Below are 21646 nucleotides of genomic sequence, written 5' to 3'. Positions count from 1 at the left end.
AAAAAATCTTTATTTTATTTTTTTGATTTTTGCTTTAAATGTTTTTACACAAGATTACACCGATTACATGTCGTCCGGCTTAGATGCCTATGCCCGTTCGGACTGGTCATCAGCAGTATTTTCATTTCAAAAGGCAATGGAAATTTCAAAAAATTCTTTGGATGAGCCTTTATATTGGCTTATAATGGCAAATGCCTCAGCCCGGAATTATCCTGTTGCTTTAAACGATGCCGAAATTTTTTTAAAGAAATTTCCTAGAAGCTCTAAAACAGCTGAGGTTATTTATCAGCAAGGTAGAATATATTGTCTATCTGCAAAACATGAACAATCCATAAATATTTTATACGGCTTTTTAAGAAAATATCCCAATCACAGACAAACGGCATCTGCTTATTATTGGATAGGCGAAAACCTATATATGGTAGGACGCTTAAAAGATGCAAGAACTATTTTTTCCAGAGTTATAATAGATTATCCTTCATCGGCAAAGGTCGAACCTGCCCGATATAAGATAGCCCTCATAGATCAGGCATCTACACAAGACGAACTTTTACAACTTTTAAAAATAAGCCATGAAGAACTGTTAAAACTTTCCGAAGAATCCGAAAAAAATAAAAAAATTTATGAGCAAACTCTTGCCGCATATCAAAGGCAATCTTCCGATACCGGCGGCGATATTAGAATTGCAGAACTTTCGGAACAGCTCAAAATGGAAAGAAAGAAAAATGAAGAGTTATATGATAAATTTGTAATGCTTGATTTAAAAAATCAAGAAATTTTAGCGGCTTTGGCAAGTATGGATTCTAAGTATACTTCCGAAATGGCGGAAAATAGCGGTACTCAATCAGCGGATTACTCCGATCCCAATGCTAAGCGTGCTGCGATTGAAGCTCTAATAAAAAAAGCTAAAATTTTGCAAAGTATGTATAATCAGCTTTTGGAGGACCAAAATCAATGAGAGGAAAAAAATATTTCAGTATTTTATTGTTAGGTATGGCTGCACTTTTTTTACATGCTAAATCTTTGCCTGATTATGAACTTTTAAAAAATAATCTTAAATTAGTAGTTTTTAGAAAGACGGGAAATTTTTGCCTCTACAATCTTTCTCAAAAAGGGAAGGATAAATATGTACCTCTTTATGATGATAGGTCTCTAGGCCGAACCAATAAATTTTACGTTTATAAAGACAATAAGATTTATGAACTAAAAAAACGAATAGGAAAACCAGTTAAAATTGAGGCTGATGAAAATTCAATAAGCATTTTATATGAGTTTAATGATTCTTTCTATGTTACCCAAAAACTGTCTTTTACCGAAAAGGATTACGGTACCGGAGGGCATCTTTTAAAGATTGAAACTATAATTGAAAACACAAGCGGCAGTACTTCAGAGTTTGCTTTAAAGGCAATTTTTGATACCAACCTAGGTGAAAGGAGGCAAACACCTTTATATACGGATTTAAGAACGGGACTTTTTAGAGAGACGGTCTTAGAACCTAAACTGGAAAGAGACTCTGCCGTCATTTCTGCAAATTCCGATTTGGCTTGTTTGTTTTTAATAAATCATTCTGAAGCAAAAATTCCTCAAATAATTTACGCTGCTAGTTGGGAAAGACTTCAAAGCCGCAAGTGGCTGCCTAATGCCGTTCCGGGAAGACTTTTTAGTACAAGATATTCTCATAACGATTCTGCCCTTCTGTTTGTTTGGCCGAAAGAAATGGTAGGAAACGGTGAGAAGATGAATGTTACAATGCTGATAGGCTGTTATGATTTTTTAAGGAAGAATGCTGAAAATAATATACAAGAATCTCAGGTAAAAATTACGGATAAAGAAAATAATAAAACTCCTTCGGCAAACACCGAAAAAATGAATCCAAAGGATGAAAAAGATTATCAATACATACAAACTTTATTGGATAAAATTCTTGAAGTTGAATCAAATCCTGACATAGTAACTGATGAGTATATTCAAGACTTAATAAACCAAACCGATAACGCAATACAGGACATACAGGAATAAAAAATGGCCGTTTCTATTGTAGACCAAGGTAAAAAATTATTAAGCAAAAAAAAATATAATGAAGTAATCTCAACACTAGAACCGCATATCCTTGACTACAGAGATTCATTTGCGTTTCATTTTTATTTAGGCCTTTCATATTTGTATGCCGGTGATATTCAAAGTGCTATGACCTATCTTACAAGAGCAAAAAAAATAAAGCCGAACGATCCGGACTTACTGTCAACTTACGCAGCAATGGCTTTAAGACGTTCACTTACTGCAGAAGCTGTAGAATATTATCTGCAAGCCCTTGAGCATAATCCAAATTGTAAGATTGCAAAAAAAGGATTAGATATTATCCGTAAAAATAATTCTCCCGAAAAAATCGGAAATTTGGTTCAATCCGGAAAAATAAAAACCCTTTACCCTAGCCCGGGAAGGGAAGAAAAAAAGGAAAGATTATTGCAATCGCTCTTGTTTTAAGCATTTCAATTATTTCTCTTATTTTTATCGTTCCTTACGTTATTAATACAAGACAATTTTCTGATAATGATAGAGCTAATTTAGATGAATTTAAATTGGACAGCAATGAAAGAAAACATGCCGTAGATATGGAAGGTTCTTATTTATATGTTTTAACTCAAAGTCAAATATTAAAATCTTATACGGATGCTCAAAACTATTTTAAAGCTCATAGAGACAATGCAGCCCAAGTTGAAATAAACAGATTGCTCTCATCTAATGCGTCTTTTTCAATAAAACAAAAATCAAGACTTTTGATGGATTACTTTGACGAGCCGGGTTTTGATAATATCCAAGATGTTTATTCTTATGCTCAAGTAAAACAGGAACCTCTGCTCTACCTAGATTGCTGGGTAGTCTGGAAAGGAATGCCTACAAATATTCAAACAGGAACCTATAGTACGGCTTTTAATCTCTTAGTAGGGTATGACACAAAGCAGATATTGGAAGGTGTAGTTCCCGTATTTTGTGAATTTGTTTCAAAAATAGATGCAGACAGACCTATCAGCGTGCTGGGTAAAATAACAATAAAAGATGGAACGGTTTGTCTAAAAGGAAAAGGTCTTCACCAAACTCAAAAACCGGCTGAGAACGATTAAAATTGTATATGCTGGGCTTCTATTCTTTGTTCCTGACCGGCAAGCATCCCTGCCCTATTTAAGCAGTTATAAAGCTCCCTTATATTTCCCGGCCAGTTATATAAACGCAGCTTAGCTATAGCTTCATCATCTATATTTTTATTTATTTTGGATAAATAAGCGTAAACAAGATATTTTATGTCTTCTTTTCTGTTTCTTAGAGGCGGTATTTCATGGCGCAAAACATCCAGCCTATAATAAAGGTCTTGCCTGAATTTTTTTTCTTGTATCATCTGTTTTAGGTCTTCATTAGATGATGCTATTAAGCGGAAGTCAACCTTCTTTTCAGTAACTGCCCCCACAGACCGTACAAAGCCTGACTCAAGAACATGTAGAAGTTTTGCTTGAACATCCATAGAAAGAGTTTCCATTTCATCTAAAAATATAGTCCCTCCTTTAGCTTCAGAAAAGACCCCTTCTTTTTTAATTGCTCCTGTAAAACTCCCCTCTTCTGTTCCAAATAAAAAAGACTCAGCCAATTCTTCCGGTATACAGCTGACATTTATTGAGAGGAATTTTTTATTTTTAATAGGTGAAAGTTTATGTATTAAATCTGCTGCCAAACCTTTGCCTGAACCGGTCTCTCCCAATAAAAGAACAGGCAGTTTTGACTGCGAGGCTTTATATATAAAATTTCTAAGTTCATTGACGGAATTACTTACACCAATTACCTCATTTTTTAATATGTCTGCGAATTCTTTTTCGATTGTGTAATCAGCAATCCTATCATGGCAACAAGAATCAAGAAAAAAATTTTCAATCGTATTATAAATAGTTTTTAAGTCGCATGGGAATTCGAAAATACTCGAAATATCGTTTCCGAATAAATCATAGTTCCACTCGTTTTTATTACAATGGATTATGATAAATATATGTATGTCAGGAAATTCTTTTTTTATTAATGCAGATATATCCCTCAAAAAAAAGCCGCCGGCCTCAGCATCTAAAATCACAAAATCAAAGTTGTCATTCTTTAAAATTTCTATTATTTTGCTGCTATCAAATATTAAAGTTACATCCCATAAATTTTTGATTTCGTTAAGAAAGTAATCTGCGTCTTCTTTAGAATACGCCGCATAAACACACCTTTTCATATCTTATTGTATCAAATTTCGGCCTTTATTACAAGCCTTATTTTCTGAATACCTCGAAAATTAATCGCAAGGCACGCCAAGAGTGCAAAGATTAATTAGAGGACATGTGTAAAAAGATGCCCCCATCTACCAATCCGACGGGGGGATAACTCGTTAAGCGGAACAGTTACTTCGTCAATACCGCCATCTCGTAGTTCTTGTTCGTAAAGTATGCAGCAATAACCTTATTTGCATAGTCCCCGCTCGTCGGTACCCCCTGGCAAATCGTGTACTGCTGAATGACGTTCCTTTCTGATGTTATATGTTATTTTTTTCCAAAAGATATAATCCATGTTGTAGATTTTTTTCTTTATCAAAACAATCTTTAATTATTGCATAATATGCATTATCATTATATTCAAAATTTCAAAAGTTGCAAAACCTGCCAAAACACTATATTTTACATTTGGGTCTGAAGTTACTCCTGAATCATCAGCATATAGTAAATACATGAAAAGCCTCCAAACAAAAAAAGAGAGCCAAGCGAGAAAACTCGACGCACCACTTAAAGGCAGCACTCTTGACCCTGATTTAGAGCATACACACATTTCATACTAAAGTCAATATCTAATTTTATATTTCGATTTTTCTTTTTTATTTTCCGCATCGCAACAGCTCCATTCGACACTTCATACCTGGATCTCTTACCAAACCAGCTGTCTTTCCGCGGTTTCCCACATCACATAAAAAATCCCCCATCGGATTACCGACGGGGGGATAACTCGCTAAGCGGAACAGTTACTTCGTCAGCACCGCCATCTCGTAATTCTTTGTTGTAAAGTATGCGGCGATAACCTTATTTGCATAATTACCGCTCGTAGGCACACCCTGACAAATCGTGTACTGCTGGATACCGGCGCTTGCAGGCACCGTCATAACCACCCAATTACCGGTAAACTTACCGTTCTCAACGCCGTTTTTAACGTCGGCGGCAGAAGCAATACCGTCTTTAAGCCAGGCGATACGCGCTGCATTTGCGGAACCGTAAAAACCGTTATGATAGTAGCTGATGTACGGAACCTGCTTGGTATCTTCTTTGCGTACACCAATTTTGAGAAGGGTACCGGGATTCATGTGGGTATCGACCTTAACAACTTTAAAGTCTGTAGAAACAGGCTTTGTTGTCCCTTTTACTTTATTCGGCGGCAAGTAGGCGTATTTCACCCCGCCGTCACCGCTGGAATAGTAGCCGATGTGTAATCCGTCCTCATCGTCAATTGCCACATCAACATAGAGCGGTGCACCGGTATCAACAACTACGGCATTACCCTGCCATACCGCAGTTTTACGATCAGCGGCACCGGCAGCAGGTTCCGTATAACTGTTTACATCACGATAACTGTATACCAATCGGCTGTTTACGGAATCATACCACACGGCAACGGCTCGTTCAGTAGAGGTAAGAGCAACGGCAGCATAGCCCCCGCTCTTATATACGGTGGTATCCGCATTATCCGCTATAACTTCATAGCCTCGTGCAGAACCTGAATTGTTAGGATCGCTGTAATCTCCATCATCCTTTACATTATAACCTAAACCGTTTGAAATGCTATCAGGAGCGGTAACGGAGCCGTAACGGAATTTAATGGGAAGTGCGTTGTTATTTCTATCGTAATAGATAAGAGCAACCTTTGCATCGGAGGCGGGTCCTCTAACTGCCAACTTAGGTATCTGCACACGGTTTACATCATAAACACCTCTGCCTATATTATTATTGTTTTCAAGACGGCGGCGGTTTGTTCCACCGGTATAATTTCCGCTTGTTCCGAGTGCATCTTCGCCTTGTTCACGAGAGAAGAACGTAAAACTCGTACTTCCTCCGGCTCTATCGGTATTGGTTGCACCTCCGTACATATTTTCGCTATCATCAAAGGCTATTACGGTATTATGATATTTACTAAAACACTGTTCAATAATATTTGCAGAAGCCATTTGTGTTGATGTATGATTTACAGTGCCGTTTTTCATCATATTGAAACTCATATCACTTCCGGCCAAAGATCCGTAAGACATATAATAATTACTCTTACTATCCATCACAAACTGCGGGCTTTCCATAAAGTTGTTATTGATAATAGGTTTCATATTCCATACAAACAGCTTACGCTTTGCATTGAGGATATCGTTATTAATTCCATTGCTTTCAATATTGTACGGCTTTGTAATATCCACCTTGTTGTTGACGGATTCGATAGAACCCACCTTAACAGACAAATCGTCGCTCGTATGCGATGATACTATGGCTACGCTGTTCAAATTCGTACCGAGCGAAGAGGTGCCGAGCATAACCGTTCCGCCTGCGAGGTTAAAACCTTTTACTTTAATCGTTTCCCCAGCCCGTACCGGATATTCGCCGGTCGAAGAGCGAGAGAAGGCGCCTTTATGACTGCCGTCGGCACCTTTTAAACCCGTTACTACCTCCGTAATATACGGCACAACGTTTACCGTTGTTTTCGGCTCGTTTGCAGTATAATCGTACATATAAGCTGTGGTTGCCTCAGTGGGGACGTCATCTTCAAGCGTTGCCTTATTGCCTGTTACGCTTCTTATACGTGTAAGGTACTGCGTTTCGCCTTTTGTAAACACAACGAACTGTCCCGGCTTCTTATTTGCGAAAACAGCGTTTTCTGCAGATCTTTTTTCAGCCCGGGTAACGCCTGTTGTTTTTGCTGTAGTCACTCCGGTATCGGAAAATGTCGTTGTTCCATCGTTAGCCGTTACTTTAATGTCTTTCGCAAGCCCTACGCTCATCTTTTCAGTGTCCCAATCAATCTGCCATGTAACGTAATAACCAAGATAGTCGGCACCGAGTTTTTTTACCTTTAATACAATACCATCTGCCGAAGTTATTGTTCCGGCCGTCCACGGCCCATTGCCGGAAAGCGCAGTTGTTAACGTTTTACCGGATACCTCAGCTGTAATTGAATCAATTTTAATATTGTCATACACAAACCCGCGGATTGTAACCTTGCCCGAAACGGAAGAGTGATCGTTGCCTAAGCTGTTAATCTTTGCAATTTCCACATGCCCGTTGGTGCGTTTGTTTTCGTATAGCGAGTTATCGTTTTCGCTGTTCCAATGGAACGGAAGGATGACCACCGTCGGCGGTGTAGTATCGATAGCTTCAAAGAGCGTAGTAATATTGACTTTTGCAAAAGCGGAATCCGTGCCTTGTGTATAGCCCGCCGTTTCGCCCCATAACTCAAGGATAATTTTTGTCGGCGTACCGTTTGAATTGTTGATTTTATCTGCAGTCGTGCCAAAATGATCCTTTAAATCGATTTCACCGCCGCTTGTAATAGCGGTAAGTCCTCCCAATCGAGTACCATTTTCTTTTTTAAGCTGATATTTTACCGTACCGTATCCGCCGGTAAAGTCAACCTTTATTTTAGAATTATCTTTATTCTTAAAGGCAAAACCGCTGCTTGCAAAATTCGCCGTAAAATCGAGGTTTGTATCTTTGTTGGACGGAATATCCAAATTATCGCTTATAAACGATTTCTGTGTACCGCCTATGTCCGTCATAAGCGTAATCTTCTGTACGGCGATCGGCTTGTTTTTTACGACTACATTGACATCGGGAACTGTATATACGTTATCCTGCTCATCGTAAATCTTACAGCTCAGTTTTCCTTTACCGTCCTTTAGGGTGCTTAAATTGATTTCTCCTTCCCAGCTGACTTGTCCGCCGAGATGTTTGGTTATTTTATTTCCTGTAATTTCACCGCTTGATTCGGACATCCCGTCAACGGTAACCGTCGCTTCGATCTTTTTTATACCCGAGCCGTCGTCGTTTGCAACACCGCGCACAATCCAGTTTCCGCCGTCGTTCCGTATAATATACGGCGCTTCATATAAAAGACAATTGTATGTGCCCGCTTTATCGAGATTGGGGGCAAAAGACACCGTATTTCCGCTGACGTTTGTTACCGTGCAGATATTATCGTTAATTAAAAGGCGCAGCTTGCTGTAATCGGGAGACGAGCCGGGAGCCTTTTCTTTTACTTTTTGTGCAAGATTGGAGTCCGTTATGGAAGATACTCTGACGTTTCCGCTGTATCTGTAGATAAAGTCTCCCAAATCACCTGCAGGGGGCGTAATATCGAAGTTCAGCTTTACGGTTTCTTCTCTCGACAAGTTTTGTCCCACATCAACTATTTTGATTTTTATCGATATCTCGCCTTTGCGTTTCGACGCTTCGCTGAGCGTACTTAAATCAAGAGGAATTTGAAGCATATAATTTTTTGCACCGGGAGAAGCAGGCGCATGTGCGGTGTCTTCGACAATCCAATGGTTTGACAACGCTTGTGACAAATTATATTTTTGATTGCCCAACAGTTCCTGAGATGAAATCTCGACGGTTTTTATTCCGGAGTCGTCGTATAAAGAACCGATAAGTTTTTTCCCGTCAGCGATCCACATACCCGATGTATAATTTATCGGATTTGAATCGTCCGATTTATTTACCAGCTTTAAGGAATCGGGGCTGCCGATTGTCGGATAATTTTCATCTATAAAGATTTTTATAGTCTCTGACCATGAACCTAATTTACCGGTAGTTTTATTTTTGGCACAGACTCTGAAATAAACCGCCCAGTTTTGCCCGTTCGGGTTATTAAACGCTCCGTTTTCATTTATCGAAATTTGCCAATTCGAGCCACCGGTAGCACCGTCAGTACCCGGTACAAGTTGACCGTCGCCGCCTTTATACCAATCGGCATCATAGCCGCCGCCGGATGTTCCGAAAGTCATATTCCCGTTTGCAGTATCGTTAAAGTCGCCGTTTTTTGAAAACTGAATATATACGTTACCGATGTCTGCAGGAGTGCCCAGTCGGGCAGCTGCCGTACCGAATATTTGGACGGTACCGCCCAAAGTTTGATTTTGCTGCGGTGAAAGTACTGTAATAACCGGCTTGTCGCCGTTCGAATCATAGCGTATAGTGAAGTCTTTAACAGCTTTGTTTCCTATGGTATCTTCGGTCAAAATATAGACGGGAATATCGTACACACCCGCGCTAACCAAATCACCGTGAGAGGCGGGATTTGACGAAAAATCATCCAAGTTATACGTAAACTCCCATGAAACCGGAGTGGTTTTATCCATAACCCGCCAACCAGTAGTAGTATTAATGGTTGGCACGGAAGTCTGTTTTCCTATGATGTACTTCGTACCGTCCTTGTTTACGCCGGCATAGGCATCGCTAACGCTTCCCATAATTCTTACGGTTCCCGCCTGCTCGGCATTTGCCGGAGGATATTCTAAAACCGGCACGGGACCTGTTGTATCTTTAATAAACGCTTTTTCGGCAGCAGCAGTCTGACCTGCACTCTTAGCCCAAAAATGAACTGTGTGTGGTCCCTCCGATAATGAACCAAGTGAAACAGGCACAGCGGTTTTCCATTCGGTTCCGGAAGAGTACGGAAGTTCCGTATCGCTTTCACCCGCCGGCCCATCCAATTTATAACATACCTTGGTAACCGGCTGCCCGGAAGAAACATTTGCAATGACATGAAAAGCTTCTTTTACAAACCCGGAAGGAGCACCGGGAAGTATCATGAGGTGGTTACCTGCCGGTTCAAACTTGATAACGAAAGAGCCTCCGGGCGAATTATTTCTATCATAAGCAACAAAATCATTATTTTCGGTATCTTTTCCTTCTACTTCTATTACATAATATCCGGCAGAAAAAGTAGCAGGATTCGGCAGCTGCCATTGTACGGTCAATTCACTTGTGCCGGTAACAACCTGATTAAGTTCGTCTTGTGTCGATAAATCCGCAAATTTTAAAGAATAAGCAGGGGTAGCGGACTGCACCAAATTCAATATTTTTTTATCGCCGGAAGCAACATACGAAACATCATCGTTGCATTTATACATATTGATTACAATACCGCTCGATCTGTATCCGTTGTAATTGAAATGGTCAACCAACGGAGTGCTGTTTCTATTCGGAATAAGCTTAAGAGAAACTTTAGGCCGTACCGAACCGCTGAAAAACTCTACACCGGGATGAGGCAAATCCGCATCTGGAGTCGTCGCGGGATAGGATTGAGGAAAATGGGTTCCATTTGTTACTTTAAAACCGGGCGATTTATTCGGATCCAGCGTAAAAAAGGAAAATTTTTCATTGGTAACGCCATTTGTCATGATGCGGGCATTTTCCAATATCTGTTTTACAGACTGTCCTTCAGGATCACTGTCGTCATATAATTTTGCCAAAAGCTTCAGCGTTTTATTCGATGAAGAAGCCGAACCTCTTTTCCCCGCAAAATAATCGTTTATAACATCGGCGGTATATCCTTTTTCCAAAACCGATCGGATATCTCTATCCCGCAAATAATACCATTCCGAAGTGTTTCCCTCACCTTCATTTCCGTCGCCTTTAAAAAAGCGCGCATTATCGGTTAAAAATACATGCGCTTTAATTTTAGGATTTCCATTTATATCATTATATTTATACAAAGGATCTGTAAACTCGGTATCATTTTTCACAGCAGTAGCTATTTCTTCGTTTATATTTTTTCCGACAAATTTTTTCGATATGCTTATATCGGTACCGTCAACTGTTAAAGTAAGATCCTCTATTTTGCTTCGATCTTCCGCTTGTCCTATAACTGTAAAAACCGAACCGTAAGGGTCGGCCTGTGCGGTAGGATCATCGTTTAAGACAATCGTCGACGGGCGGGACACAATAAACACAGGGGGAGTATTGTCAATATCGTACTCACGGCTAAAACTTGTTGTTCTACCTGTAATATCAGTAACAGTAACAGTAGCAATGTATTTACCGTCAGGTATCGGATACTCTTTTACCAAGGGATGACCATCTCTTGTCCTTCCGGTAAATTCATTATTAACAGACAGAGTCCATATTACAGAGCCATTATTAACATCTGATAAGCCAGCAGAATATTGTTTAGAGACCCAGCCTGTTTCAGTATTTTTAAATACAACAGAAACATCTTTAACACCCTCATCGTCCTTTGCCGTTCCTTTCATCACAAAACTACCCCTGATAGGTGCACCTCCTGCATCAGGATAAATAATTTGTCCGTCCGGGCGTTCAATATCGATAGTGCCGCCCAAACCTATGTTTTGTTTGCAAGTAACACTCAAAAATACCGTAAACAAAATTAAAACCAAAAAAATTAAAAAAAATCTGTTCTTTTTCATAAAAACCTCTAAAAAGTTTTGTTAAAATATATCAACTCTTATACCTACTGATATATGCGGAATAACCGATTTGATTGCAGATTTTTTACTTGTTGAATCTACATCGGTAGGTATAAACCATAATTGTCCTTCCGTAAATAACGATAAAGAACTAAAATATTTTTGCTTATGGAATTTCACACGGGGAAATTCAATTTGTGTAAGCAAAGCCGACAATATTTGAGGACGGCCGCTTTGGGTATTTGTAAAAAGCGAAAACTGTGCACCCAAGGCCACATCCAAATACAACCATTTCCAATCAGGTCCAAAATAGTAACCGAAAGGCAGTTCATATACGTTAGCTAAAAGTTTTAACGATATTATATGCCCCCCGTACCTAATTTGATAATTACCGTATAATGCTGTAAACTGACTTTGTAAAAACTGCCCGTAATGAAGCTGCAGTTTTACGTTATCGTCAAAAAAACTTAATCCTATACCTAAATTCCACAAGGAAGCGCCCCAAAAAGCACCTTCTACGTGTAAACCTTGGATGAACTTAGGTACTCCATAGCTCGCCTTATCTCCCTTTCTTAAAGAAGCCTCAACCTTGGCTAATTCTATATCATCAGATGATAAACCTCTAAAGTCTATAGAACCGTTATACCTTCCTCCCTCGCCCGGGGATATCAATGTAATCTCAGGGGCTGTCTTATCAATCTTTATTATTGTTCTACAGACTGCCGTTTCTTTGTTTTCCATAACGGCTCTTACCAATAAAAAGTGATTTCCTTGAGCCATATCTTCCGTTTCAAGCCTATATTTCCAATTGGCGGTTGACTTAACCGGAACAAAGGTTTTTCCGTTATCAAAGCTGATTTCTACTTTTTTCAGCTTCTTGGCCTTAAAAGCTCTTTTATCCTCTGATGCAGCACCCTTTGAGGATACCAGAGCCTTTTCTTCTTCGGATACGGTATATCCCGCCCTTCCTCTAAGATAAGGCCTTTCTATTGCAAAATCCCCCATAGCAAAGTTATCGATTGTAATCCAAGGCCCTACTGCATCATAGTGTATAGTATGTACTTCGGAAGACAATGTACCTGTTCCGCTTGGAGTTACCCTTAGCTCAAGTTTATGTTCCCCTGTTATAATCTTTTCACTGTTTAATTTAAAACAAACATAGCCCGTTTTAGATACAGGAGCCCTTTCAGCCTCCTTACCGTCTATGTATAAGATTGCTTCTTCAACCCGTTTATCCAATATAAGTCTTCCATATATATTAAATTCGCCTCTTACCGTCTCTCCATTCAGCGGATACAGCAATTCTATCTTATTTTTGTCTTTTTTCCGGTACACATCAAAGTTGATAGAAGCCTCATTTACGTTATTTGCCTTATCCACTCCGCTTATTTCAAGATTATATCTTCCTTCAGGTAATGAACTTATGTCTATATCTTTGGATAAGATTATATCTTTTTCCATTTTTATCTCGGATAGTTTTTGCGGTACGGAAGAACCGCTAAGACTTTTTATCTTCAACATTACGCCCTCAAGCGAAATATTATCATAAACTTGACCCGATACAAAAAGATTATTATCCAATTTTGAACCGGCCAAAGGATATTCAAGTCTTAAAACAGGAGGCGTATTGTCTATGTTTATTAACGTAGAATATAAAAAAACTTGTTCATATTTATCTGTGGCCTTTATAAAGACTACATGGGTACCGTCATTTATTATATGGGTATTTATTCGGTATTTCCATTCTTCAGAGCCTTCTGCCAAGTTATATGTCTGTCCGTTGTCAACAGATACTTCTACCTGTTTGATTCCGTTTTTATCAATTGCATTTCCGGATATTACGCTTATTCCTTTTACGGTATCGGTTATAAGCGGGTAACCTACGGTTACCTGAGGTACTTCTAAAGACACTCTTATCTTTCTTTTTACAGGCTCACTTGTAACCCCGTAAATATCTTCAGCATACATTGATATTTCATGTTCATTATCAGTAAGCTCGCTTAGCAATACGGGTATGGAAAAGCTGTTTTTTATTTCCATCGGCTTATATGCACCGTTATCTATTTTGTAATAAATCTTTGCGGCTTCATCATCATCATATACCATTCCTGAAATTTCAAAATCGCCCGTTATAATTTCGTTCTCATGAGGTAAGTGTAAATCTACTCTCGGAGCATCTCCCGAATTATCTATTTCAAAACTATAGCTGTTAAAATTCCTTGAATTCCCTGCAAGGTCGGTAAACCTAAACTGCATATTTTTACTTAAAGGCTCTTTTGCCGATCCTACTATAAGATTAGGAAGAGTACTGTATTCAAAGCTCTGCCAGTCGGCTCCCTTGCTTGCACCCTTATATTCAGCTTTTACGCCGGGAAATCTATCACTTACTTTAAAGGCCGAGTAGATCGAACCGTTTACCATTCCTCCGCTTTCAGGTAAGACCATAACAACCTCGGGGGCTTCCGTATCCTTGTAAAATAGTCTATATTCAAAGCTCTCTCTTCCGGATAAATCGACGGCTTTTACCGTCAGAAGTATGGGGCCGTCAGGTTGTCCGCTTAGATTTATATTTTCATTAAAAGCATTGGACAACTTTACATAAGGTGCGTCACTGCCTAGTCTATATTCCACGGTTTTAATGCCGGACCCGTCCGAGGCCTTACCCTTTAAATTTATAGAATTATTTACAAAAGACGCAGCTTCATTAATATCAAGGTTTATCTCAGGCGGAGCCATATCTGAAAGAATGTCTACAAGAGGACTTGTATATACGGAACCTTCACTGTCGGTAATTTTTACACCTACGCCCTTATATAAACCGTCTCCCTTTACGGTTAATTTTACCAAACTGCCTTCATATTCGGCCTCAATGTTTTTAGCTCCTATAACTTCCAAAGATTCTATAACCATTCCTTCTCTGGGCTGATAAATACCGATTAAGGGCTTAGCTTCACCTAATATAATTTGATTATTCTCATTTAAATTACTTTTAGCCCAAACCAGATTCTCTTCTCCGCCTGATCCGGACATATTTACAACACGTATAACCAAGGTTTGCTTAGTGATTCTGTCATTTATGTCGGCTGCCGTAACGGAGACGGTATACAAGCCCGGTTCGGATTTGGCATTTATATTTGTTTTTAACACATATTCAGTCTGTCCGGCCTTTAATGGCAAGGAGGATTCATCTTCGCCGTTAAAGCCTGCACTTATATATTTTAAGCCTGAAGGAGCTTTTATATGAATTGATGTAGAATCCTTAGATTGAGCATTATATACAGGTATGACGGTTTTACCGTTATCAAATGATATAACGGGTTCCTTGCCTTCAGCTTTAAAATTTATATTTACCGGAACACCGGATATTCCTTTTTTGTTTACTGCATATATCGTTAATGTATGGGTTCCTGCGCTTATTCCTTTTTCTACAGCTCCAAAGCCGGCATCATATGCAGGTATAATTTTTTCTTCACCCTTATCTATCTTATACCGTATTTCACTTGCTCCATATAAGTCATGCACAACACCGGATATATAAAGGTCTTCAAAAACCTTTGCATTCATTACAGGGTTGAGCATTTCTATTACAGGTTTCCCTTTGCTCTGATCGATTGGGATGGTTTTTTTTACCCTTACAATATTTCCGGCTATATCTTGTGCAGTTATCTCTACAGCTGCACTCTTAACACCGCTTTTACTTACATCGAATTCCTTTATCCAATAATCATTTCCCGGAGTAAGCTCAAAATCACCAGTCCGTCCATCGCATTTCCAAGATAAACTTGATAGACCTGCCGAATCCATAACCTTCCCTGCTATAGAAAATACAGGGGGCATGGGCTGATCATTATCAGGATATATAAATTCTATTACCGGAGGAGTATTGTCTATAAATAATAAAAATGTGTATATGCCCGTACTTCCATGCTTATCTACGGCCTTAAACCAAAGAAGTTTGGGCCCGTCATTTATTGTTTTTGTGTTTAATTTTAAAGAAAAATGAGACTGTTTTGTTTTTTTATTATATGATAGTTTAATTTCTTCAAAATTCTCACCGTCGTTTACCGAATAAAGAAGCCTTTCTATACCGTTTCCGTCTTCCACTGTTCCTTCAATAGTTATATTTCCTGAAACAAGTTCCCCGATAGTCTTATTTACTATACCCGTTATAGGGGTTCTACGGTTTAGATAAAAGCTGTTCTTTGCCGATTTACCCTTTACTCCGTTAATATCAACTCCCCAGGCCTCTATCGTATGGGTTCCTTCTTCAAAATTTTCAGTATTTATATAATACGACCAAAACTCTTTTCCTTTTGCCCTATATATGGTTTCTCCTCCGTCTACCCTAAGTTCTACATAGTCGACGGCATCATCATCTAAACAGGTGCCTATCACATTTAAGTTTCCTGATACAACATCATCATTTTTAGGATTACTTATATTTACTATCGGTAAGTCCGAATTAGGATCTATATACATATTAAACGGGCCGACATAGCCTTCATTTCCTGCTATATCTGTAGCCGTTATTATGATATTGTACTTTCCTTTTTTCTTATTAGAAATATCTATAGATTTTTCCCAGCTTTCATTATTTGTCATCTGAACCGTATCAATATCTTTAGATCCTCCGGCATAAAGCATACCGAATAAGCCCGCTGAGACGGCAAAATATAAGATAATTTTCTTCATAGCATACTCCTAAGTAAATTACATAAATATACCTACAGGTTATCGGCAAATATAGACAAAATCTTTAATTTGTCTAAAACAGGTTAAAATATTATGAGTGATATAGTGGATATTAATATACATACAAAACATTGATAATATCAACCAATTTTTGATATTTTATATAAATTTTATACAATTTTTTTCATTTATACATCTTCCCTATTTTTAGAGAATAAAGTAAAATACTTAAAGTATGAGATTCAATTTTATCGGACAAACTACGGCTCAAAGGCGTGAACTCATTTTAACTGCATCCCCTATTAAAACCTTGCTCATACTATCTTTGCCTGCCCTTATGATGGCAATGCTTCAAGCTATGATGCCATTTACGGACGGCCTTTTTATAAACAGGCTTACGGATCATGTAACGGCAAGTGCTGTCAGTTTTTCCCAGCCGATTATCTCCATTGTATTGGCTCTCGGACAGGGCTTGAGCGTTGGAGCTACGGCAATCATAGGCCAGCTCAACGGACGCGGAGATATAGATGAGAGTAGAAAAACGGCAACACAAATTTTCGTGTTTGCTTTTTTCTTAGGCCTGATTTCAATTCCGATTTTATTTATATTAGGTACCGTAATAAGCTATAGCCTAAAAAGCGAAATAGCTCCGTTGGTTTTCAGATATATTTCTCTTTATTGTCTGGTAATGCCTTTTAGCTTTATGGAATCCATATACAACGGAATAAAGAATGCAAACGGCAAGCCTGAGGCTCCTTTTTTTAGAATGATTATAATGCTTATAATCAAAATAATCGGCAACCTTATATTTTTATATTTTTTGAGTATGAAAATAGACGGATGTGTTTTAGCCTCTCTTTTAGCCAATATCGTAGTAGCGGCATGGATGTTCTACGACCTTTTTATAAAAAACACACCGGATAAACTCACTTTAAAACAATTTAAATTTTTGCCTTCATCAATACATGAATTGCTACGGGTCGGCTTTCCTGCAATGATAAATTATGCTTTCATCTATGTAGGCTTTTTTTTGATAAACAGAGAAATGGAACCCTACGGTGCCGTAGTTTTAAACGGTCAAAGTATTGCAAGCAATATCTCGACAATTTGTTTTAATATTCCCGGCTGTTTTAGTGCTGCCGTTACGACCATGGTCAGCATGAATATAGGCTCCGGAAACCCCGGAAAAGCGAAGCGTTCCTGCCTTTTAGGCTGTATCACAAGCGCAATAAGCGGAGCCGTCCTTATAGCTATTATAGTCCCGTCTTCCGCCTACCTCGTATCAATGTTTAAACCTGAAATGCCCCAGATAGGAGAAATTGCAGTAAAAGCCCTGCATATTTACACCTACTCGGTAATAGGCTTCGGTGTCTGTATGACAATTCAAGGAGCCTTTATCGGCCTTGGAAAAACAAAGGTTCCGTTAATGCTGGGTATTTTGCGTATATGGCTTTTGAGGTACATATTTATAATTACAACCGAAAAATACCTTTCGTACTACTCAATCTATTGGGGAAATCTTTTTTCAAACGTAACGGCCGGTCTAATTGCCGTTATTTTAATTTTAAACACCAAATGGGTTTCGGGAATAAAAAATAAAAGCTTTTTTTTATAATTTTACTCTTAAATGCAATAAAATCCTACAATAATAATGATTAGGCATAAATATTTTTGCTTTATCCTGACCATTGATTTGGTATGTAAATTATTATTGAGGAGAAACGTTATGTCAAATGAACAACCTATTTTAAACCCCAAAACAGATTGGGTTTTTAAGCTGATGTTTTCAAAAGGAGAAGAAGGAAATAAGGCTCTAATAAGCTTTTTAAACGCTTTTTTAGAAGATTCTTACGGTAAAATCACAAAGGCTGAAATTATAAACACCGAACTTATTCGGGATAGGCCTTCGGGAGAAACTTACCGCCTCGATTTTTTGATTAGAACCGACAACGGCCTTCTTGTCGACCTTGAAATGCAGCAGTTTTGGAAAACAAACTATCCTCGCAGAAGTCAAATGTACCTTATGCGCCTCGCTTCCCGCTTTTTAAAGACTGAGCCTAAAGAAGACGATTTTTTATACGCTATAAGCCTTTCAGTTTTCGGCTGCGATGTTCCTAAAAACGCAGAGCCGGTAAAAATGCCTGAGAGCTCTATAATTCAATATCTTTATGTTGAATTAAATGAGCTAATAGGTTATACTATGAAAAAGAGATTGGAAGAGTATAACTTAAAAGACTTTTGGATAAGGTTTTTAGCCAACTATGAAGAAGACAAAAAAAGCGGAATGTTGGAAAAATTGTGCAGCTTAGAGGAGGGTATAAAAATGGCAGAAGCAACACTCTTTAGGGTAACTGATGAAGAGAGGCGAATGGCAATAGAACTCTCTGACGAAAAATACCGGATGTATGTGGAAGATGAGCGCAGCGAAGCTAGAAGAGAAGGCTTGGCTGAGGGTTTAGCGGAAGGCAGAGCCGAAGGAAAAAGTATAGGATTAACCGAAGGACGGGCTGAAGGCCGAGCTGAGGGATCACATCAAAAAGCCCTTGAAACAGCAAAAATCATGAAAAACATGAATTATCCGCTTGAGGATATTTATACAATCACAGGGCTTTCTGAAAAAGAGATTGAAAAATTATAGGCTATAGCGTACCTTAAAAATTTCATTTTTTTTAAATGCTCTGTAACGTCTCTATCATATTTTTAGTTACCCCTCATTGAAAAAAAACGGTAATAGATGTACACTCTTCATTGGTTAAAAAATTATTCCGGAGGTTTTTATGAAAAATATAAAAATTGATTTTGATGTTTTGGAAATGATGGTTTTCTTTTGGGAAAGCGTAGCTTCAAAGGATAAGATGGGAGACGATTACTTTATGAGTATTGCCGAAAAGCCGCAAATGGAAGTTGTCTATGGCGACGACTTTTCTAAGGATTCCGTGCGGAGGGTTATGTCTGCAATTTCCAACAGAGAAAAGCTGAATAACCGCACTATGAGTGAGAGCCGTTTTTGGAATAACAATATGTGGATTTTAGAAGACTTACAGACCATGCATAACATGATGGCACCGATTAAGACCTTAAACCTTGAGGAGATCATCGAAAAGTATAAACCCTCTACAAAATTCGATGAAATAGAACTTATATTTATCCCTGCCCATGCAGAAGAATTTTATATAAAGGGGAATAAAATTTATATAAATTTCTTTAAACTTATTCCGAATTATGAAGATCCTAAAGATATTAAGATTGCAGGTCTTCCTTTAAAAGAATATGTAATTAAAAAGATTGAAGATTTATTGCACTAAGAGAATGACAAAAAAGGGTTGCGGCTTGGGCAACATTTAAGCTTTCCACATTGCCGCTTCCCTTTATTTTTACAAGATGGACACAAAGTTTTTTGGCTTCTTCACTTATTCCCCTCTCTTCATTTCCTAAGACAATCACGCAAGATTCATCCTTTTCTACCAATCTTCCCATGTCGGCTATTTCATGGTGAGCTTTTAAGTCAGTGCCTATACAGGTAAGCCTTCCACGGCATTGCCTCAAAAACCAAGCCGTCGATGAAACCTTAAAGATTTTTACAAATTCCATTCCGCCCTGTGCAACCCTGTAGGCTGAGGTTGTGATAGATGCCTGTTTATCTTCCTTTGTTAAAACTATGTTTTTTATACCGAAAAAAGCCGCGCTCCGTATAATTGCACCCAAGTTATTTGCATTGCCTATTTCATCGAGCATTAAAGCGTGTTCTTTATTTTGAGCCCAAAGGTTTATTTCCTCATGCTTTAAAATAGGAATTTCAGGTTCAAAAATCATAGCCGTTACACCCTGATGGTGAACCGATTCCGACAGCTTCTCCAATTCATCCTCGGAAACTATTCTATATAACCTTTTATTGGAAGCTAAATATTTACAAACCTCGCCGAAATGTTTTGCTCTTTTTTCCGAAAAAAACAAACGGGAAATTTTTTCGGGATGATATTTTGCTAAAGCAAGACAGCTTTCAAAACCGCAAACCGGCAATTCTTTTTCAAATTTTTTACCCATGAATTTATCATACACTAAAATCAAAATATAGGGAAGCAGCTGGAATTTTGAATGACTCAAGCTCAACTTCTTCACCTACTTTCCTATTATTTTTTAGAAAAATTAAAAGAAAAGCACATTGATCCGAAACGGTAGATTTTCAGTCTGGAGCCTTCGGCTTTATCATTTCTCTTCCAGCGTTCTTCGCCTCCCCACTGGACCTTGTTTCTTCTAAAATATGAGCCCATCCATTCATTAGGCTGTGTCGATACCATCTCAGCTATATCTTCCTTTCCCTGCTCAAGAGAAATACCTGGACCTTCCGAATACAGCTCCATTATTTTTTGCGTATATACAAAAGCTCCTTCTGCGACATCTTTTTCTTCTATAAGTTTTAGAGCCGCGTCATTATGATGAGAGTGCAGCTCCTTAAGAGATTTCCCCCGATATATGAGCTCAAAGGAACGGCGTTCTTTTAATTTTGCAGCTTCTTCCTTTGTAAGCTTAAATGGAGGATATTTAGGTTCAACCTTGTAAAGATAATAAATTAATTCTGAAGATTCATTTTGAGCTACAATAAAGTATTCTTTTTTATAGTCTTGTACAAGGGAATAAAAGCTTAAATGAGGCAGCGTATAATTATATAAAAGATAAGTTTCTTCATCATTCTCCATTATCTTACTATACCAGCAGCCTTTCCACTTTAAAGAGTTTTCAAGACTTTGTCTGATAACTTCATTGGAAGGAATATAGGTTACTCCGGGGGGTGTTTTAGGTTTATTGGGAGAAAATAAAATGATATTATAAATAAGGCCGTCTTTTAAAATTTCTTTAAGATTATGATTTGCTTTTTGTAGTTTTAATTCCATAAATTATACCCGCTATATAATAATATATCACATAAAATTTTAAAAAGTCTACAAAAAGTTTAAATTTTTTTGCAGTTTAAACTTTTTTGCAGCGGGAGGGGCTTTTCTTGTTTATCTAAAATACTACATTACCTATGTATCAAGCTCAACACAATGTCCCGTTTTCAGGTAGAAGATAAATGTCTTAACCTCGATTGGCTTATCCGGATTTTCTTTAAGATTTTCCGATTCGGTTTTTGCAAGATCGGAGGCAGCTTTTTTATAAATCTTCAGCTGGGGCAAGTGTACTTCAGGGTTTTCTATTTCGTCGGTTTTATAATCGACAACATAAACTATTCCGCCTTTCTTAAAAAGTAAGTCTATCTGCCCGCTTACAATTTGTCCTTCATAATCCGTTAAAAAACCGTATTCGCTTTTTAATTTTTCGGCTTCTTTTGCAAGCGCATACATATCCGAATTAAAAAAATTATCGGCCCAAGCATAAATCTTTTTTCTTTCAACTTCGGAATGACCTTTAGGATAAATAAATTCTTTATTTAAAAGACGGGCTTCTATTATGGCATGGGTAAGAGTTCCCAACTCGGCAGGCGTA

At 38.2% G+C, this 21646-nt stretch carries 12 protein-coding genes and 1 pseudogene; 7 read left to right on the top strand and 6 right to left on the bottom strand.

The features are described 5' to 3' along the window. The first annotated feature begins 67 nt into the window (after positions 1–67). From JO40_RS04825 to JO40_RS14485, 4 genes are all read left to right on the top strand, one after another. A complete protein-coding gene (locus JO40_RS04825) occupies positions 68–958 on the top strand; it encodes a tetratricopeptide repeat protein (protein ID WP_144242243.1) in 891 nt (296 codons plus the stop codon). Continuing rightward, positions 955–2019: a hypothetical protein gene (locus JO40_RS04820; protein WP_044978359.1), complete on the top strand. Its 1065-nt coding sequence runs from the start codon at positions 955–957 to the stop codon at positions 2017–2019. The genes JO40_RS04825 and JO40_RS04820 overlap by 4 nt, the downstream gene beginning before the upstream one ends. A 3-nt stretch (positions 2020–2022) precedes the next feature. Then, positions 2023–2484 carry a tetratricopeptide repeat protein gene (locus tag JO40_RS14490; RefSeq protein WP_245609013.1) on the top strand — a complete coding sequence of 154 codons (462 nt, stop codon included), beginning with the start codon at positions 2023–2025 and terminating at the stop codon, positions 2482–2484. 95 nt (positions 2485–2579) lie between these two features. Continuing rightward, on the top strand, positions 2580–3122 hold the full coding sequence (locus JO40_RS14485; RefSeq protein ID WP_245609012.1) for a hypothetical protein: 543 nt from the start codon (positions 2580–2582) through the stop codon (positions 3120–3122). On the opposite strand, the gene JO40_RS04810 is transcribed toward JO40_RS14485, so the two are convergent. The 3 genes from JO40_RS04810 to JO40_RS04800 form a co-directional block, all read right to left on the bottom strand. Next, entirely contained in the window at positions 3119–4255 is a 1137-nt protein-coding gene (locus JO40_RS04810) for a sigma 54-interacting transcriptional regulator (RefSeq protein WP_044978358.1), read from the bottom strand. The two genes, JO40_RS14485 and JO40_RS04810, sit on opposite strands and share 4 nt — an antisense overlap. A gap of 777 nt (positions 4256–5032) precedes the next feature. Continuing rightward, the gene (locus JO40_RS04805) at positions 5033–11470 is read right to left on the bottom strand and encodes a hypothetical protein (protein ID WP_044978357.1); all 6438 of its coding nucleotides are present in this window, start codon (positions 11468–11470) and stop codon (positions 5033–5035) included. Between the two features lie 21 nt (positions 11471–11491). Further along, positions 11492–16162, bottom strand: a complete 4671-nt coding sequence (locus JO40_RS04800; RefSeq protein WP_044978356.1) for an Ig-like domain-containing protein — start codon at positions 16160–16162, stop codon at positions 11492–11494. Between the two features lie 235 nt (positions 16163–16397). Between JO40_RS04800 and JO40_RS04795 the strand changes: the two genes are divergently transcribed. From JO40_RS04795 to JO40_RS04785, 3 genes are all read left to right on the top strand, one after another. Beyond that, positions 16398–17777, top strand: a complete 1380-nt coding sequence (locus JO40_RS04795) for an MATE family efflux transporter (protein WP_044978355.1) — start codon at positions 16398–16400, stop codon at positions 17775–17777. 111 nt (positions 17778–17888) lie between these two features. Next, complete coding sequence (locus JO40_RS04790; RefSeq protein WP_044978354.1) at positions 17889–18800, top strand: PD-(D/E)XK nuclease family transposase; 912 nt, start codon at positions 17889–17891, stop codon at positions 18798–18800. Between the two features lie 139 nt (positions 18801–18939). Then, the gene (locus JO40_RS04785; protein ID WP_044978353.1) at positions 18940–19467 is read left to right on the top strand and encodes a TDE2712 family protein; all 528 of its coding nucleotides are present in this window, start codon (positions 18940–18942) and stop codon (positions 19465–19467) included. On the opposite strand, the gene JO40_RS04780 is transcribed toward JO40_RS04785, so the two are convergent. The 3 genes and pseudogenes from JO40_RS04780 to JO40_RS04770 form a co-directional block, all read right to left on the bottom strand. Continuing rightward, a complete protein-coding gene (locus JO40_RS04780; protein WP_044978352.1) occupies positions 19439–20206 on the bottom strand; it encodes a TrmH family RNA methyltransferase in 768 nt (255 codons plus the stop codon). The two genes, JO40_RS04785 and JO40_RS04780, sit on opposite strands and share 29 nt — an antisense overlap. Before the next feature lie 86 nt (positions 20207–20292). Next, positions 20293–21054 (bottom strand): hypothetical protein, encoded by a 762-nt coding sequence (locus tag JO40_RS04775; protein WP_044978351.1) that lies wholly within the window; start codon positions 21052–21054, stop codon positions 20293–20295. A gap of 132 nt (positions 21055–21186) precedes the next feature. Then, positions 21187–21645 (bottom strand): annotated as a pseudogene (locus JO40_RS04770) (PD-(D/E)XK nuclease family protein); the annotation flags it as partial. Position 21646: the final 1 nt, after the last annotated feature.

Origin of the sequence: Treponema putidum (assembly GCF_000755145.1) — a bacterium.
Taxonomy (GTDB): domain Bacteria; phylum Spirochaetota; class Spirochaetia; order Treponematales; family Treponemataceae; genus Treponema_B; species Treponema_B putidum.
The sequence above is the reverse complement of the archived record's forward strand: the minus strand, read 5'-3'. Positions and strand labels throughout refer to the sequence as shown.